Consider the following 17066-nt stretch of genomic DNA (forward strand, 5'->3'; position numbering starts at 1 on the left):
CCGTTAGGCATTGCGGTCTGCGCCGTCAAGCAGACCCTGGTGGTCAAGAACTTGCGCTACCACGGCATCGGCCCAAGCGGCGTAAACCAGTGGGCCAGGATGAAAGCCGTCCTCTGACATGTTGTCGCGATCCAATCGCATATCGATTGTGATCGACGTGGCATCAGGTCGCCCCGCCACCATCGCGTGCAATGCCTTGTCAAAGCGCGCAGCCTGTCGGCCCAGCACCCAGCGCAAGGGCTGCGGCAGCAGCGGAAAATCATGCATCGGCGGCAGGCCGGACACGATGACATATTTGACGCCAAAATCATGGACCAAACGATCCAGCAATGCCGATTGCTGTCGCAGCCACCGACGCAGGCTGACACCCTTGGTCACGTCATTGACGCCCAACGCAACCACGACCACATCAGCGTCGAATTCCGACATGTCCTGCAGCCAGCCTAGTACGTCACCGGTGCGTGACCCGGTCGCTGCCAAAAGCCGATAATCCACAGTGAAGCGTGATAGCAGCCTGTGGATCACCTGCCCCAGCAAAGCATCCTTCTGGTCAGCGACGCCGACACCGGCAGCCGAACTGTCACCCAGAATTGCCAACCGCAGAACCGGCCCTTGCCCCGTACGACCCGCGCGCGGTCCTTCGGGCTCGGGCAATCGTAACACCGTCATGCGCAGATAGATCGCCTGCAGCAAAAGTACTGGCATCAAAACGGTCCGTACTGTGGCGTCCAGGATCACAAATCCACTGTCCCGTCGATCAAGACATGCACATGTCCGCCAATTGTCACATCGCTCCCTGCGCTGGCCACAAATACCCGGCCTTCGCGGCCAAGGACCGTCCCTTGCGCCATGACCAGCGCACGATCCAGCCGTCCTTCAGCAAACATCCAGTGCGCAATTGCCGCATTGAGCGACCCGGTGATCGGATCCTCGGACATGCCACTTGACGGCGCGAGGTTGCGAACCTCGTAATCGATGTCGTTGCCGGCGGCATGGGCGCCGACCACGCCAACGCCGACATATTCAGGCCATCGGACCCTGTCAGCATCGATCGCCAGCACGGTGGCGGCATCCTTTAGTTCCAGCACCTGCCAAACCGGGCCATTGTTTAGATGCGCCGTGCGGATGACCTGTGACGCATCGAGGCCAAGCACAGTCATTAACCGCGACTGAGCGGCGGGCGCCAGCGGTGCAACATCAGTCGGTGGGGCAACGAAGGCTGGGACGTCGCCTGATGTATCAATCTCGACCAGACCAATCTGGCATTCCTGACGAACCAAGCCCGGCTCTTGCGGCTGACCGCCACAGTGCAACCACGCCGCACAACTGCCCAGGGTTGGATGGCCGGCAAACGGCATTTCGCGACCCGGCGTGAAGATGCGCACGGCGTAGTCGGCGCCCGCCCTTGTCGGCGGCAACAGAAACGTTGTCTCGGCCAGATTGGTCCAGGCGGCGAAGTCCTGCATCTGGGCAGTCGTCAGCCCATCGGCATCCACGACCACCGCAAGGCCGTTCCCTTTGGTGGGAACGGCGCTGAACACGTCACATTGCAGAAACCGTCTACGCACCGACCCCAATCGGGCAGGTCACGCCCGTACCGCCAAGCCCGCAATACCCGCCTGGGTTCTTCGCAAGATATTGCTGGTGATAGTCTTCCGCGAAGTAAAAGGGAGGCGCATCAACGATCTCGGTCGTGATTGCGCCATAGCCAGCGGTCGACAGGCGCGGTGCAAAGGCTTCTCTTGAAGTCTCCGCCGCCGCCTTTTGCGCGTCCGAATAAGTATAGATGCCCGACCGGTACTGCGTTCCCGTGTCATTGCCCTGACGCATGCCCTGAGTAGGATCATGCCCCTCCCAGAAGACCTGCAGCAACTGATCATAAGAGATCACGGCCGGATCAAAGACGACACGCACCACCTCATTATGGCCGGTCTTGCCGCTGCACACCTCTTCATAGGTCGGGTTGGGCGTGTAGCCTGCGGCATAACCCACCATCGTGGATTTCACGCCATCAAGCTTCCAGAACATCCGCTCCACACCCCAGAAACACCCCATGCCAAACATCGCCTCTTCCAGCCCCGCAGGCAGATCGGCGGTCAGCGGTGTGCCGTATACAAAATGTGTCTGTGCGGTTGGAATGGGTGACGCACGACCGGGCAAGGCCGCATCGGGGCTGATCATTTCAGACTTGGCGCGATTGAGAAAAAACATATCCGCAAAACTCCTCTCGATTAAGTCTGATATAGGATCGAAGTGGTTCGTTTCTACTCTGCCGCCGCGACCAAACGCCCTTGAAACACCGTCTCATGCCCAGGCTCAGGGTGGCGCGGGATCAGTAGTGACAACAGAAGCGAGACTATGGCCATCCCAGCCGCAATCAGGAACACAAGGCCCGGCGATTGTAGCCAGATATAGCCCAGCACTGCGGGTAGGAACACGGCGGCAATGTGATTGATGGTGAACGCCACAGCGGCGGTCGGCGCGATGTCCTGCGGATCAGCGATCTTCTGAAAATAGGTTTTGATCGCCAATGCCAGGCTGAAGAAAATGTGATTGATGATGTAAAGGGCTGTTGCCAGCATCACACCCCAGCCGAAGTAGTAGATGCCACCATAAGCGAAAAAGACCCCACAGAGGCCAACATATTCGAAGATCAGCGCGCGACGCTCGCCAAACACCTGCACCAGCCGCCCTAGAAGCGGGGCGGCGAGCATGTTAACCAGCAGCGTGACCATGAAAAGCTTGGTGATATCGTCGACGGCAAAGCCGAATTGCTCCACCATCATGAAGCCCGCGAAGACGACAAAGATCTGCCGGCGCGCGCCTGACATGAATTGCAGCGCATAATAAAGCCAATAGCGCTTGCGCAGGACCATCTTTTTGACCTGCGGGTGCGGTGCCTCAAACTGCGGATAGGCCAGCAGGCAGATCGTTGCGACCACAGCCGTAAAGCCGCCCGACAGCCAGTAGACGGCACTAAAGCTGAGCCCCAGCGGCTCCCACGTCAGAACGATCAAAAGATATACGATTAGTGTCGCCGCCGACCCGGCGGAGAGGATCCAGCCCAGGGTCTGTGGTGCCTTTTTCTTGTCGATCCACTGCAATTGCAGCGATTGGTTGACTGTCTCGTAGTAGTGAAACCCGATTGAGGACAGCATGGTCACAACCAGAATGCCCCCCATTTGCGGGAATTGCGCGGTCACAGCAGTCGCCGCGCCCAGCATAATCAGCGCGACGAGACCCAAAACCTGTTCGCGGATGAACATGATCAACGCAATCACACCGATGGCAAAGAAGCCCGGGATCTCGCGCACCGTGTGCAACCAGCCGATGTCCGAACCATCGAACCCTGCCACCTCAATGACGAAGTTGTTCAACAGCGCTGACCACGTAGCAAAGGCCACGGGCATCGCCATCGCCATCACAAACAAAAGTGATGTGGGCCTGCGCCAAAGCGGCAATTGGTGAGCATCTTCAAGGCGAACGATCTTCATGGCGTCAGCAATACGCCTGTCACGCGGCAATTACGAGAGGGGATGCAAAAGCGCCTCAAACTCCGCAACCGGCAAGGGTTTCGACAGCGCGAACCCTTGCAGAAGGTCACAATCAACGTCTGCAATGGCGTTCAGATGGCCGGCGGCATCCAACCCTTCGACCACAATCTGCAGATTTTCCAGGCGGGCCATTTGGGACAAAAGCTGTAATGTCTTAATCTGTTCCGGCCGCGCGGCGATCGGGGCAACAAGGCTTTGATCGATTTTGATCCGGTCAGGCCCAATCGCCTGCATGGCCGCTACTGATGAATGCCCCGATCCGAAATCATCAAGATCAATCCCGACCCCGAAGGTGCGAAGGTCGGTAAGGCGCCTTATCTGGTCCGGCGTCATCTCATCGAGAAAAGCCGTCTCAAGCAGTTCAAATGCAATCTTGTGGTGCGGCTTGATCAGGCTGCGCACATGATCCAGCATCAACGCATTGTTCAGCCGGTCGGGCGAGACATTCATTGCGATCAACGGAAATGGGAGCCCCTTCGCAACCCATTCTGATTGCAGGGCTATGACCTGCTCAAAGACATAGGCGTCGATGCGGTCTGCCACGCCCAGTTTGATGGCATCGGGCATAAACGCATCTGGCTTCAGCAAGCCGCGGCGCGGGCAATTCCAGCGCACCAACGCCTCTGCCCCCGCAAGCTCATTGGTCTTGGCATCGAATTGCGGCTGAAAGTAACACAGGATTTCACCGCGCATCAGGGCGTCAAGCAAGTCCTGCCGTGACTGCCCGTCAGGTGCAACCGACGGCTTGGTTTCATCGGAATAGAAGTGATAACGCCCGCGCCCCGCCTGTTTGGCCGCATAAAGCGCCGTATCGGCCTGAGCGAACATGTCAGAGCAGTCGGCATTTGATCCATCGCCAAATGCACAACCAATGCTGACGCCAAAGGCGCAGTGATGACCCTCAAAGTAAAATGGCTGCTCAAATGCAGTCATAATCGCCTTGCAAAGGGCGTGCATCCGCTCGGCATCTGGCGCCTCTTCGAAAAGAACCACAAACTCATCGCCGCCCGTGCGGCAAACCAGCCCCTCTTCATTGACCAGGCCCTGCAATGTCTCTGCGACATGGATCAGCACCGCATCGCCAGCCAGATGGCCCAGCGTGTCGTTGATCTGTTTGAAGAAATCCAAATCCAGATGCAGCACTGCGCAGCGACAATCAGAGGTCGCGCGCTGGCATAGCTGGTCCATACGTTCATCCAGGAGACGCCTGTTGGCCAAACCGGTCAGAGCGTCGTGGCGCGAGTCGTATTCAAGCTGCGCCCGCGCCGCCTCAAGCTGTGCGCTGCGTTCGTAGTCTTCGGTCACATCGATGTTGACACCGATCAGCTTGGCCTGATGCGCATCACGCGCCACATAACCGGCCAGGCTGCGAATATGACGAACCTCACCGTTTGGGCGCACGATGCGAAAGTCGCGCCGGAAATCGAGCCCGTGTTTCTGACAATGCGCGGAATAGGCACGGGCATCATCCAGATCATCGGGATGCAGATAGGTTTCCCACATATCGCCGCGCCGCAGGTTCTGGCCGTCAGTGATCCCGTAGATCTCAAGCATACGGTCGTCCCAATGGACTTCATCCTTGGCGCGATCATATTCCCAAACGCCGATCCCCGAGGCATCGATGGCCAGTTGCAGCTTATTCGTCAGTTGCTGCATATCGCTGTCGCGTTGACGCAGGATAGTGACATCGGTATCGGTGCCCACAATCCGCAGCGGTCTGCCGTTTTTGTCGTTTTCCACGACTTTGGCGCGGCACAAGACCCAGATCCAATGCCCCTGCATATGGCGATAGCGGTACCGGACGCTAATGCTGCGCCGCTCACCCCTGACCTGTTCGTCGAAGGTGTTTTGCAACGTGATCCGGTCAACTGAATGAGTGTTGTCCTTCCAGCGCCGACCTGGCGCGTTCAGATCAACATCCAGTCCAATCCCACGAATGTCGCGCCATTTCTTCGAAACGGTGATGGTTCCGGAAGGCACATCATAATCCCACACACCCTGGTCAAGATGTTCCATCAGGTACGCAAGACGTGCATCTTCCGGCCGAGTTGTCCTTTCAAGCTGACAGAGGAAACCCGCTGTGGGATCGGCAGGGCGCATGGGCGCCAGCGACATCTGCATCACCTGGCCAGCAATCCGGATTGTCGTCGTAAAGGGGGCGGCATCATGTTCCGCACACTTTCGAGGCCATTGACGCAGATATTCCAGGCAGTCCGACCACACATCTGGGGTCGTCAATTCCGCCAGAGGCGCCCCAAGTCCGTTTGTTTCAGGCAGGTCGACGCAATCACGAAAAGCCGGATTACAGGCGACGATCACGCCATAGCGATCAACCACAGCCACAGGCTGCGTCAGCAGGGAAAGCATCCTGCAATCGTCTTGCGAAAGCATCTCTGCGGTGTCGTACACGTCCCGTCCTGGTCATTGCAGCCTGCGCATTCGCAAACTTCTTCCGACCAAGGCTAGCATAGGGATGCATTACAAAGGTTAACGCGGCATCAAATTGCGGCAACAAATGCGCTCCCTGCCCCAAGGGCATCTTTGAACCGGCAGTGATGCCACAAATTTTCGGCGCTCCGCACAACTTTTGGACAACCCACCAACGACATCCTTCGCGCAAGGGTTCGGCAGAATTCAGTTTTGATCCACATCAAGGAAGGCATTGTCAGACCAGATAAAACCGATCCTGCGAACAGAGTGTCATCCTTGCAGGTCCCCGATGTCATCGACCGAGAACCAACCCCTTTACGCCCCGCGTGAGCCGATTTTCCCGCGCAGGGTCAAGGGCTTCTACCGAAACCTGAAATGGTGGGTGATGGTGGTGACGCTGGGCATCTATTACTTCACCCCCTGGATTCGCTGGGACCGTGGCCCGAACCTGCCTGATCAGGCGGTGCTGGTCGATCTGGCCAACCGGCGGTTCTACTTCTTCTGGATCGAGATCTGGCCGCACGAGTTCTACTTTGTCGCAGGCCTTCTGATCATGGCGGGCCTCGGCCTTTTCCTGTTCACATCCGCGCTTGGCCGGGTCTGGTGTGGCTATACCTGTCCACAGACGGTCTGGACCGATCTCTTCATCCTTGTCGAACGCTGGATTGAGGGCGACAGGAACGCGCGGGTTCGGCTTTGGAACGAAAAATGGACGCCGCGCAAGATCAGGTTGCGGGTGGTCAAATGGATCGTCTGGTTGCTGATCGCTGTGGCGACAGGCGGGGCCTGGGTGTTCTATTTTGCCGATGCACCAACGCTCGCCTACAACCTCGTGACTTTGCAGGCGCCCTACGTTGCCTGGGCAACAATCGGTATCCTGACCGCCACCACGTTCATTTTCGGCGGCTTCATGCGTGAACAGGTCTGCAACTACATGTGCCCCTGGCCGCGCATTCAGGCAGCGATGATGGATCCCGAAACGCTGACCGTCGCTTATCGCGAATGGCGGGGGGAGCCGCGCGGCAAGAAGCATGAAAACAAGGAAGGTGACTGCATCGATTGCATGGCCTGCGTGAATGTCTGCCCCGCCGGCATCGACATCCGCGACGGCCAACAGATGGAATGCATCACCTGCGCGCTTTGCATTGATGCCTGCGATGACGTGATGGAAAAGATCGGCAAGCCGCGCGGCCTGATCGACTACCTCGCCCTTTCGGATCAAGAGGCTGAGGCGAACGGCAAACCACCCAAGCCGATCTGGCAGCATGTTTTCCGTTTCCGCACCATGCTCTACACGACCTTGTGGGGTCTGATTGGAATTGGCCTCGTCTTCGCGCTCTTCATCCGGGCCGATATCGAAATGACCGTGGCCGCCGTGCGCAACCCGACATTTGTCACCCTGTCGGATGGCACGATCCGCAACATTTACGACATTCGCCTGCTTAACAAACATGGCGAAGATCGGGAATTCCACCTCTCGCTCCGCTCCGACGAAATCCTGCGCATCGACCTTGAGGGCACAGCCCTGCGCAGCATCAACGTGCCCGCCAATGAGACCTATCTGCAGCGCGTCTATGTCTCCGCCCGGCCCGGAGATCCGGCGGCAAGCATGGACCGGGTCGATCTGCGGTTCTGGGTCGAAGACCTCGTCTCGGGCGAGCGCGCGCACAAAGACGCCATTTTCAATGGGAGGGCCCAATAATGACCCGTGAGTTTACCGGCTGGCATATGCTGGCACTGATGCTGGGCGGTTTCGGCATTATCGTCGCCGTCAACCTAACCCTTGCCTACAACGCCGTGGCCACCTTTCCCGGGGTGGAAACGCGCAGCGCCTACCTCGCCAGCCAGCAGTTTGAAGCCAATCGTGCCGCGCAGGATGCGTTGGGCTGGGATGTTGCGGCCTCACTAACCGGTGGCATGCTGACCGTCGCCATCACTGACAGAGACGGCAATCCGGTGCAGGCCGAGGTCACGCGTGCCACTTTCGGGCGGGCCACCCATACAGGACAGGACACCGTTCCGGCCTTTACGTGGAACGGCCATGCGATGACAGCACCAGTGACTGCCGGTGATGGCTACTGGAACCTGCGCCTTGAACTCCTTGCCCCTGACGGCACCCAATTCCGCCGCCGCTTCCCGCTCACCGCCGAATGAGCGACAGTACCGCCTGTCCGGCCTGTATCGGCCTGCCCGAGGGCCAGCTTGAAAAAGCGGCCTCAAACGGGACGGATCAGGTGGTCCTGTCGCTCCCCGGTATCCACTGTGTGGCCTGTATCAATGGGGTTGAGCGCGCCTTGCGCGGTATGGAGGGTGTGGCCAATGCCCGCGTGAACCTGTCGATGAAGCGGGTCACGGTGGGGACTAATCAGCCCGTCTCACCAGAGGCGATGATCGACACGCTGGAGCTGGCTGGGTTCGAGGCGCGGCTGCTCGACACAAGCCTTCTGGGATCAGAAGCAGACGCCTATGGCCGCAATCTGCTGACGCGGCTGGCCGTATCGGGCTTTGCCAATATGAACATCATGCTCTTGTCGGTCGCGGTCTGGTCCGGTGCGGTGGGTGCAACGATGCATATGTTCCATTGGATCACGGCCTGCATCGCGATCCCGGCGCTGATCTATTCCGCCCAGCCCTTTTTCGAAAGCGGCTGGCGCGGGCTGAAAGCGGGCCGCCTAAACATGGATGTGCCGATTTCACTGGCGATCCTCCTAGCCTCCGGCATCTCACTTTATGAGACGCTTTATGGCGGGCGGCACTCCTACTTTGACGCTGCCGTCACGCTGACCTTCTTCCTGCTGATCGGGCGCTATCTGGACCATCGCAGCAGGAAGGCCGCCGCGTCTGCCGCCGCACAACTCTCCGCATTGGAAGCCCCGCGTGTGATGCGCCTGCGCGACGGTGTGCGGCAGATGGTGGATTTCGGCGATCTGGCCATTGGCGATCTCGTGCAGGTCCTGCCGGGCGGACGCATTCCGGTGGATGGCACGATCACAGAAGGCACGAGCGAGATCGACCGGTCCCTGCTGACCGGCGAAAGCCGCGCAATCCCGGCGCAGGTCGGCACACAGGTCACCGCAGGAGAGGTCAATGTGACAGGCCCGCTGACGATCCGCGCAGCGACCGTCGGCGCGGACACCACCTTGCGCAAAATGGTCACGATGGTCGATCAGGCCGAGGCCGTGCGCAACAAATACACCGCCGCAGCTGACCGAGCAGCCGCGATCTATGCACCGGTTGTGCATCTTCTGGCACTGGTCGCGTTCATCTTCTGGATCCTTTTTTCCGGCGATTTCCGCCTGTCACTGAACATCGCCGTCGCCGTCCTCATCATCACCTGCCCTTGCGCTATGGGCCTTGCCGTGCCTGCCGTCTCAACCACCGCCGCGGGGCGTCTGTTTCGCGCTGGGCTGCTTGTCAAAGACGGCACAGCGCTGGAACGCTTGGCCGAGGTCGACACGGTCGTCTTCGACAAGACCGGAACGCTGACCATGCCCGCTGCTGCACGCGATACGCTGGATGCACAGACGCAAGGCATCGCCTTGGCCCTCACCCAAAATGCGACCCACCCGGTCTCACAAGCCATCGCCGCGTCGCTCGACGGTGTCGCGCCAGCGCAGATCAGCGGACAACAAGAGCATCCCGGCAAAGGGATGAGCGCTGTCTATCAGGGCCAGAATGTCCGCCTCGGCTCGGGCGCGTGGCTCGGCGCGGGGCGCGGGACTTACATCCAGATCGGCGACAGGAAACCGCAGAAGATCACTCTGCGGTCTGAATTGCGGGAAGGTGCTGCAGAGCTTGTCCAAAATTGGCAAGAGATGGGACTGGCGGTGCATCTGGTCTCTGGCGATGACGCGGACGAGACAGGCACCATCGCCGCAGAACTGGGCATTGATAGTTGGAGGGCAGCGACAAAGCCCGAAGACAAAATCGCCTATATCAACGCCCTGACCGCCAAAGGCGCGCATGTGCTGATGGTGGGCGACGGGCTGAACGACACGGGTGCGCTGGCAGCGGCCTATGCCTCTGTCTCACCCGCCACGGCAGCGGACGCCTCGCGCGCGGCTTCGGATATCGTCCTCTTGAACGACAGCCTCGCCCCACTCATCGAGCTACCCGCCATCGCTCGCGCTGCCAAGGCACGCATTGTCGAGAACTTCACCATCTCGACCATCTATAATGTCATCGCGGTGCCTATCGCGCTGGTGGGTCTGGCCACGCCGCTCATCGCGTCAATTGCTATGTCAGCCTCGTCCATCACTGTTCTTTTGAACGCTTTGCGGCTAAAGGGACGGGTATGAACGTTCTTGTCCTGTTGATCCCTATATCGCTGATCCTCGGCGGGCTTGGCTTGGCTGCTTTTTTGTGGACGCTCAAGTCGAACCAGTACGAAGATCTCGAAGGTGATGCGTGGCGCATCCTTTCAGACGATGACGAACCGCCCAAGTAGCTACGTGCGCCGAGAATGAGACCTCCTACGTAGACCGATCCTATCCTATCCCAAAACCGTTTCAGGCGTCGCAAGAGCCAACGCATTCATGCGATTTCAAATAACGTGATGTTTGACCAAAGGCTGTCGGCAAGACCACCGGCATCCAGATCGGTCGCCAAGACGAGACTGTCGAAGTCACCTGTGAAATATTCACCAACCGGGATCTCGATACGCTCCGGACTACCATCAAGCAGAGACGGATCGAAGAAGTCACGGATGCCAAAGCCATCCTGCGTACCAAGCAGGGTGAAGTAAGTGTCGCTGTCGGGCCTTTCATCGTTGTCAAAACCGATCGCGTGTAACTCGCCTTCGTTGAACGCGGCGAAGTCGAATGACAGCACCGTGTTTTCGGTCACGGTGTAGTCGATATCGAGCTGCTTCCAGGAATTGGCATCCTGCACGACCGTGAACCCGTTGTCGAAGATCTCGACGCTGCCCCTGTCCTGTGGGGGTCCGTAAGACTGAATGTTCTCCAATTCGCCATTCAGTCTGACGCGCGGTCCGTCTTCAAACAGCTGGACACCCGACCAAAAACTGGCCGCTGCTTGTTGCCCGCCGGTGCTGGGCGTATCCTGATCGGTGACGAATACCAGACGGTCAAAGTCCCCCGTAAAGTATTCACCGACCGGGATACGGAACAACTGGGCGCCAGTGTTGCCATCCAGCCCGACATTGAAATCCCGGATGCCAAAGCCCTGCTGGGTGCCGCCAAGCTGGAAATAGGTGTCGGTGTCGGGTGTATCGTCATTGTCAAAGCCGATGCCGTAGATTTCGGCCTGTCCTTCAGTTGCCAGACTGAAGGTGAGAACCGTGTCTTCGGTCACTTCATAATCAACCAGAAGATGGTTCCAGGCATTTTCGGTCTGGATCAGCACGTTGCCAAAGCGGCCGATCTCGAATGTGCCCTGATCTTGCTTTCCACCGTAGCTGAGGACAGGCAGCACGGTTTCGTTGAAGACGAAGGTGTCCACCGGATCAAGCTGGAGTTCGAATGCACCCAGATCAACGGAACTCTCAGCAGCATCATCGACAAAGGGCAGGTCAAAGTCCCTTGTGAAACCCGCACCGCGTCCATCATTGGTTAGCGGGGCGCCGGTGGCATCAACAGCCAGCGCCCTGTCGCCCGCATCCAGGGCCGGGTTCAACTCAGACGAGCGGAGCGCAATCGTCGGCAACGCTCCACCGTTGTCTTCCAGAACCGGCCGCCCGTCGGCACCGATTGCGGCGAAGATATCCTCGGCACGCACCCGGTTGACCAACACGTCTTCGTCAAAGAGCGCTGTGCCGATGATGTTGTGGCCTTCTTTATTCACGATCCATCCGGGTGCTTCGGCGACGATACTGTTGATCAGGGTCACTTCGGCGCGGTTTTTGATCTCTCCACCGTCGTTCGCGGTGATGGTCGACTGGATGAAAGTCAGATCGCCGTTGTTCAATACAGCGTTTGGCGTGCCAAAAAAAGAATTGCCGTTGTTGCCGGCAATCGTTGCGCCGCTGACAATCATGTCGCCGAAATTACCAATGGCGGTGCCCTCAAACCCGAAATTCCCTGTGAAAACCACATTCGTGAGCAGCGCCGTTCCAGTGTTGTAAAGACCACCGCCGGGGCCGTTGATGCGCCCTGACGCACTGTTTTCACTGATCAGCGTATCCTCAATGATAATCATGCCGGTATTTGCAATTCCGCCACCGCTCGACGATTGACGGCTGAAGCCAGCGCTGTTTTCAAAGACCTCTGCATCCATTAGCCGCAATGTGCCTTCATTAAGAATGCCGCCGCCCAATGATCCGAAAAAATCGGATGCCTGATTGCGGTAGATGCGGACGTCTTCAAGTGTCAGGTCAGCCGCTTCAGCGATACGGACGCCGCCACCATTGCCGATGGGAAAACCGAAAATAGGGTCGGTGCCGCCGCGCGTCACATCGACATTTGAAATCACCGATGTGCCGACATCTACCTCCAGAACGCGGGTCCTTAAGCTGCCGTCAAGAACAATACGTCCTGTCCCGTCTCCTGCGGCGTCGCCGTCAATTGTAACGTCACTGGTGATCTGCAGCGCCTGACCGGACAGCGCGATCCGGCCATTGGCAAGATCGGGGTGAAAGATGATCTCATCTGCGCCGTCCAGCGCGTTTGCCAGCTCAATGGCCTCGCGCAGTGACAGACCCGTGCCGTCTTCGGCTTCGCGGACCGGGTCGATCGGTAATCCGGTTGCAATTGCTTCGTCTGATAGGGTGGTGACGGTGTACGTTGCCATGAATACCTCCGGCCATAATGCTAGCGTCATGCCCGGAGCGCACGCTTACAGCATTACTCCCGGCGTGAAGTAAACGTAATGGTTGATAAGTACGCAATTCCTACATGTTTAACGGTACAATCCCCGATTATCCCAGGCAAGCATGGCTTTTGCGAAGTGGCGTGATCCGCCCATAACCCGCTTCGCTGTCTCAAAACTGTTTCAGGGCTCGTTTGCCGGGCAGCTTCTACTGCGACATCGCCTACACGGCTGATTTCATAAATTCTTCGCATTGGGGCTGTTGACTCACAGCGCCGCGTTTCCTACCTACCCGCCATTAGCACTCGCATCTGGTGAGTGCTAACTGGGAGAAACTCGAAATATTGGAGACGTTCCGAGATGGCATTTACACCACTCCACGACCGTGTACTCGTCCGTCGCATTGAAAGCGACGAGAAGACAGCGGGCGGTCTGATCATTCCTGACAGCGCCAAAGAAAAACCAGCCGAAGGCGAGATCGTCAGCACTGGCGAAGGTGCCCGTAAGGACAGCGGCGAGCTGATCCCGATGGCCGTCAAAGCAGGTGACAAAATCCTATTCGGCAAATGGTCCGGCACAGAGGTCAAAATCGACGGCGAAGAACTGTTGATCATGAAGGAAAGCGACATCCTCGGCATCATGTAAGCCGATCTGTCGACCCTCATTTCTATCTAATTCAAGGAGCACATGAAAATGGCTGCTAAAGACGTCAAATTCGACACCGATGCACGCAACCGCATGCTGAAAGGTGTGAACACTCTTGCCGATGCGGTGAAAGTGACCCTAGGCCCCAAAGGCCGCAACGTGGTGCTGGACAAGTCCTTCGGCGCACCGCGCATCACCAAAGACGGTGTATCGGTTGCCAAGGAAATCGAACTGGAAGACAAGTTCGAAAACATGGGCGCACAAATGGTCAAGGAAGTGGCCCAGCGCACCAATGACGAAGCAGGTGACGGCACAACCACTGCAACTGTTCTGGCACAAGCGATTGTGCGCGAAGGCATGAAGTCGGTTGCCGCTGGCATGAACCCAATGGACCTCAAGCGCGGCATCGATCTGGCAACAACCAAGGTTGTCGAAGCCATCAAAGCCGCTGCACGCGAAGTCAAGGACAGCGACGAAGTGGCTCAGGTCGGTACAATCTCTGCCAACGGCGAAGCTGAAATCGGCAAGCAGATTTCTGACGCGATGCAGAAGGTTGGCAACGAAGGCGTTATCACGGTAGAAGAGAACAAAGGTCTCGAAACCGAAACCGACGTTGTGGAAGGCATGCAGTTCGACCGCGGTTACCTGTCGCCTTACTTTGTCACCAACGCTGACAAGATGACGACAGAGCTGGAAGACGCGATCATCCTGCTGCACGAAAAGAAACTGTCCTCGCTGCAGCCAATGGTTCCACTGCTCGAGTCGGTGATCCAGTCCGGTAAGCCTCTGCTGATCATCGCAGAAGACGTCGAAGGCGAAGCGCTGGCGACCCTCGTGGTCAACAAGCTGCGCGGTGGTCTGAAAATCGCTGCTGTGAAGGCTCCTGGCTTCGGCGACCGTCGCAAAGCCATGCTGCAGGACATCGCGATCCTGACCGGTGGTCAGGTCATCTCCGAAGACCTCGGCATGAAGCTTGAAAACGTCACCATCGACATGCTGGGCACCGCCAAGCGCGTCAACATCACCAAAGACGAAACCACAATCGTCGACGGTGCTGGCGACAAGGCCGAGATCGAAGCACGGGTCAACCAAATCCGCGGCCAGATCGAGGAAACAACTTCCGATTACGACCGTGAAAAGCTGCAGGAACGTGTGGCCAAGCTGGCTGGCGGTGTTGCCGTGATCCGCGTCGGCGGCATGTCCGAAGTGGAAGTGAAAGAGCGTAAGGACCGTGTCGATGACGCCCTGAACGCAACCCGTGCTGCTGTGCAGGAAGGTGTTGTTGTTGGTGGTGGTGTTGCCCTGGTCCAGGGTGGCAAAGCGCTGGACGGTCTGAGCGGTGAGAACTCCGATCAGGACGTTGGCATCAACATCATCCGCAAGGCCATCGAGGCTCCACTGCGCCAGATCGCTGAAAACTCCGGCGTTGACGGCTCGGTCGTGGCTGGCAAGATCCGCGAAAGCAGCGACGCGGCCTTTGGCTTCAACGCACAGACCGAAGAATATGGTGACATGTTCGCCTTCGGCGTGATCGATCCTGCCAAAGTTGTGCGCACGGCGCTGCAGGATGCTGCATCTGTTGCTGGTCTTCTAATCACAACCGAAGCCATGGTTGCTGACAAACCCGCCAAGGAAGGCGCAGGTGCTGCTGGCGGCGGCATGCCCGACATGGGCGGCATGGGCGGCATGATGTAAGACGTGGCTTGGGCTCCGCCCAAACACGTCCAGCGCGTGGCAGGCGTTTGCATCGCAAATGCCGAGAACGCGCCCATTCGAGAGTACTGAGGGCGGTGCAACCAGCACCGCCCTTCTTGTTTCCGGGTGACTTAAAGTAGTGCCATTAAAGAACCTCTCGCACGACTCAATTCGTTCGCTTTCTCGACAAATTTTTAGCTTCTACGGCATCATCTGTCTTAAAATAAGGAAAATTAGAATGAGTTTTGGTAAGTCCGTCGTCGTCGCTGCCGCTGTCGCAGTTTTGCCTGCTGCCGCCTTAGCGCAGGACTGGTCTGGTGCTTTCGCAGGTGGCTCGCTGTCTGTCGGTGCCGCTGAAACTGAGGTTTTCGACTCTGATGAAAACACCACCTACGGCTATAGTCGCGTTGACGGCTTGACCGGCATGGCCGCACTGCGGGGCGGTTACAACTTCCAGTCTGGTAATCTGGTCTTTGGTCCCGAAATCAGTGTTGGATTGTCGTCATTCGACGAGTCATATGAATTTGATTTCTGTAGCCCGACCACAATTTCAGCTGAGATTTCATCAATTGCGGCCCTTCGTGGTCGGATTGGCTTTGCGATCGACGACGTCCTGATTTACGGCGCGGTCGGTGTGGCCCAACTTGAAGGCGACCGGTCGGCGCAGTGCGATACCAGCTACACGGATTCCATCGATAGCTCGACAGCTCTTATTGCAGGGATCGGTGCCGAGTACCGCATCGCCGATAACTTAGCGGCTACTTTCGAATACACAGCCATCCGCGGTGATGATGAAGAGGTTGTTGCCGAAAACGACGAAGATGACATCTTCACCTTCAGCTCTGATGCCGACCTGTTTTCGGTTGGAGTAAACTACTACTTCAACTGATCAAGTTGAGAATTCAGTTTGGTGAGCTTTGAGAGGGCGGTCCGAAATGGGCCGCCCTTTTCATTTCTGCCGATCCGGTATCAACTCCGCCGAGACAAGACGGAGGATCACATGAACCGCATCGGCATCATCGGATTGGGCCGGATGGGCAGCGCCATGGCCCGGCGTTTCGCGACAGAGGGCCATGAAGTCCATGGCTGGACCCGCAGTGGCCGCGCCGTGGAGGGGGTGGAAAGCGTCGCAGATATCGCCGCGCTAGTCTCGGTCAGCGATACGCTGATCCTTAGCCTGCTTGACGACGCGGCTGTCGTCTCCGTTCTCGATGAGCTTCTGGAACACGATCTGGCAAGCAAGCAGATCATCGACACAAGCACAGTGATCCCGGATATCCTCAAGACCCGAATTGAAGCCATAGCCGCCAAAGGTGCCACGGCTGTCGATGCCCCGATCTCGGGCGGGCCGGAGCTTGTACTCGCAGGGTCTTGCGGCATCTTTATCGGGGGTACGGCGGATGCGGCGGCACGCGCGCAGACCACACTCACCGCCATTTCGAACCGCATCTTCCATGTGGGGCCGCTTGGCACAGGGCTCGTCATGAAGGTGATTAATAACGGGATGATCCAGGCCTATTTCGCAGGGCTGAACGATATGATGCCTCTGGCGAAACGCGCGGGATTACCCATGGAAACCGCCATGCGGATCCTATCTGGCGGGCCTGCGGGCATGCCAATGATCGCGGACCGTTTACCCAAGATTCTGGGAGAGGATCAAAGCGTCGGCTTTGCCATGTCAGCTGTGGCCAAGGATAACGATGTCTTTCAGCGCGTCGTCCGCTCATTCGGTCTTGAAGCGCCCATTTTGGAAATCGCGGGCAAGCAACAACGCGCGGTCGTTGCAGCAGGCCACGCGGACGCCGACCCCGCCGTGATGGTTCCCTTCGCCTATGACAATGGATGAGCGTTTTTGGCTCTGCAACGCATGGTCATTTTTACGTCATCATTCTTGCAAACAGGGGTCAGAGGCCGCTTATCTGGACGCTGAACTGGTTCAGGAGCATTGCGTGAAATCTCAATCCACCAATCGGCATC

General features: G+C 57.9%; 14 protein-coding genes. 8 read left to right on the forward strand and 6 right to left on the reverse strand.

Annotated features, from left to right (window positions below; genetic code table 11):
* Window positions 1-3: 3 nt before the first annotated feature.
* Genes SLH47_RS04020 through SLH47_RS04040 form a run of 5 tightly spaced genes read right to left on the reverse strand, consistent with a single transcriptional unit; the run spans window position 4 to window position 5963 of the window.
* Window positions 4-705, reverse strand: coding sequence for an SGNH/GDSL hydrolase family protein (locus SLH47_RS04020; protein ID WP_320238073.1), 702 nt, complete (start codon window positions 703-705; stop codon window positions 4-6).
* Between the two features lie 29 nt (window positions 706-734).
* On the reverse strand, window positions 735-1568 hold the full coding sequence (locus SLH47_RS04025; protein WP_320238075.1) for a PhzF family phenazine biosynthesis protein: 834 nt from the start codon (window positions 1566-1568) through the stop codon (window positions 735-737).
* On the reverse strand, window positions 1561-2211 hold the full coding sequence (gene msrA, locus SLH47_RS04030) for a peptide-methionine (S)-S-oxide reductase MsrA (protein WP_320238076.1): 651 nt from the start codon (window positions 2209-2211) through the stop codon (window positions 1561-1563). Before msrA ends, SLH47_RS04025 begins: the two co-directional genes overlap by 8 nt.
* A gap of 53 nt (window positions 2212-2264) precedes the next feature.
* Window positions 2265-3494 carry an MFS transporter gene (locus SLH47_RS04035; protein WP_320238077.1) on the reverse strand — a complete coding sequence of 410 codons (1230 nt, stop codon included), beginning with the start codon at window positions 3492-3494 and terminating at the stop codon, window positions 2265-2267.
* A 30-nt stretch (window positions 3495-3524) separates the two neighbouring features.
* The gene (locus SLH47_RS04040; protein WP_320238078.1) at window positions 3525-5963 is read right to left on the reverse strand and encodes an EAL domain-containing protein; all 2439 of its coding nucleotides are present in this window, start codon (window positions 5961-5963) and stop codon (window positions 3525-3527) included.
* A gap of 310 nt (window positions 5964-6273) precedes the next feature.
* On the opposite strand from SLH47_RS04040, the gene ccoG reads away from it, so the two are divergent.
* Genes ccoG through ccoS form a run of 4 tightly spaced genes read left to right on the forward strand, consistent with a single transcriptional unit; the run spans window position 6274 to window position 10431 of the window.
* On the forward strand, window positions 6274-7686 hold the full coding sequence (ccoG, locus tag SLH47_RS04045; protein WP_320238079.1) for a cytochrome c oxidase accessory protein CcoG: 1413 nt from the start codon (window positions 6274-6276) through the stop codon (window positions 7684-7686).
* Window positions 7686-8138, forward strand: a complete 453-nt coding sequence (locus SLH47_RS04050; protein ID WP_320238080.1) for a FixH family protein — start codon at window positions 7686-7688, stop codon at window positions 8136-8138. The genes ccoG and SLH47_RS04050 overlap by 1 nt, the downstream gene beginning before the upstream one ends.
* Complete coding sequence (locus SLH47_RS04055) at window positions 8135-10282, forward strand: heavy metal translocating P-type ATPase (protein WP_320238081.1); 2148 nt, start codon at window positions 8135-8137, stop codon at window positions 10280-10282. Before SLH47_RS04050 ends, SLH47_RS04055 begins: the two co-directional genes overlap by 4 nt.
* Window positions 10279-10431, forward strand: coding sequence for a cbb3-type cytochrome oxidase assembly protein CcoS (ccoS, locus tag SLH47_RS04060; RefSeq protein WP_320238082.1), 153 nt, complete (start codon window positions 10279-10281; stop codon window positions 10429-10431). The genes SLH47_RS04055 and ccoS overlap by 4 nt, the downstream gene beginning before the upstream one ends.
* An 86-nt stretch (window positions 10432-10517) precedes the next feature.
* Here the strand turns inward: ccoS and SLH47_RS04065 are convergent, their stop codons facing one another.
* Window positions 10518-12731, reverse strand: coding sequence for a hypothetical protein (locus SLH47_RS04065; RefSeq protein WP_320238083.1), 2214 nt, complete (start codon window positions 12729-12731; stop codon window positions 10518-10520).
* A 378-nt stretch (window positions 12732-13109) separates the two neighbouring features.
* Between SLH47_RS04065 and SLH47_RS04070 the strand changes: the two genes are divergently transcribed.
* The 4 genes from SLH47_RS04070 to SLH47_RS04085 all read left to right on the forward strand — a co-directional run bounded on the left by SLH47_RS04070 (window position 13110) and on the right by SLH47_RS04085 (window position 16935).
* The gene (locus SLH47_RS04070) at window positions 13110-13394 is read left to right on the forward strand and encodes a co-chaperone GroES (RefSeq protein WP_320238085.1); all 285 of its coding nucleotides are present in this window, start codon (window positions 13110-13112) and stop codon (window positions 13392-13394) included.
* A 48-nt stretch (window positions 13395-13442) separates the two neighbouring features.
* Window positions 13443-15089: a chaperonin GroEL gene (gene groL / locus SLH47_RS04075; RefSeq protein WP_320238086.1), complete on the forward strand. Its 1647-nt coding sequence runs from the start codon at window positions 13443-13445 to the stop codon at window positions 15087-15089.
* A gap of 139 nt (window positions 15090-15228) precedes the next feature.
* Entirely contained in the window at window positions 15229-15978 is a 750-nt protein-coding gene (locus tag SLH47_RS04080; protein ID WP_320238088.1) for an outer membrane protein, read from the forward strand.
* 21 nt (window positions 15979-15999) lie between these two features.
* Entirely contained in the window at window positions 16000-16935 is a 936-nt protein-coding gene (locus SLH47_RS04085; protein ID WP_320238089.1) for an NAD(P)-dependent oxidoreductase, read from the forward strand.
* Window positions 16936-17066 lie beyond the last annotated feature (131 nt).

It is taken from the genome of Cognatiyoonia sp. IB215182 (assembly GCF_033963905.1).
Taxonomy (GTDB): domain Bacteria; phylum Pseudomonadota; class Alphaproteobacteria; order Rhodobacterales; family Rhodobacteraceae; genus Yoonia.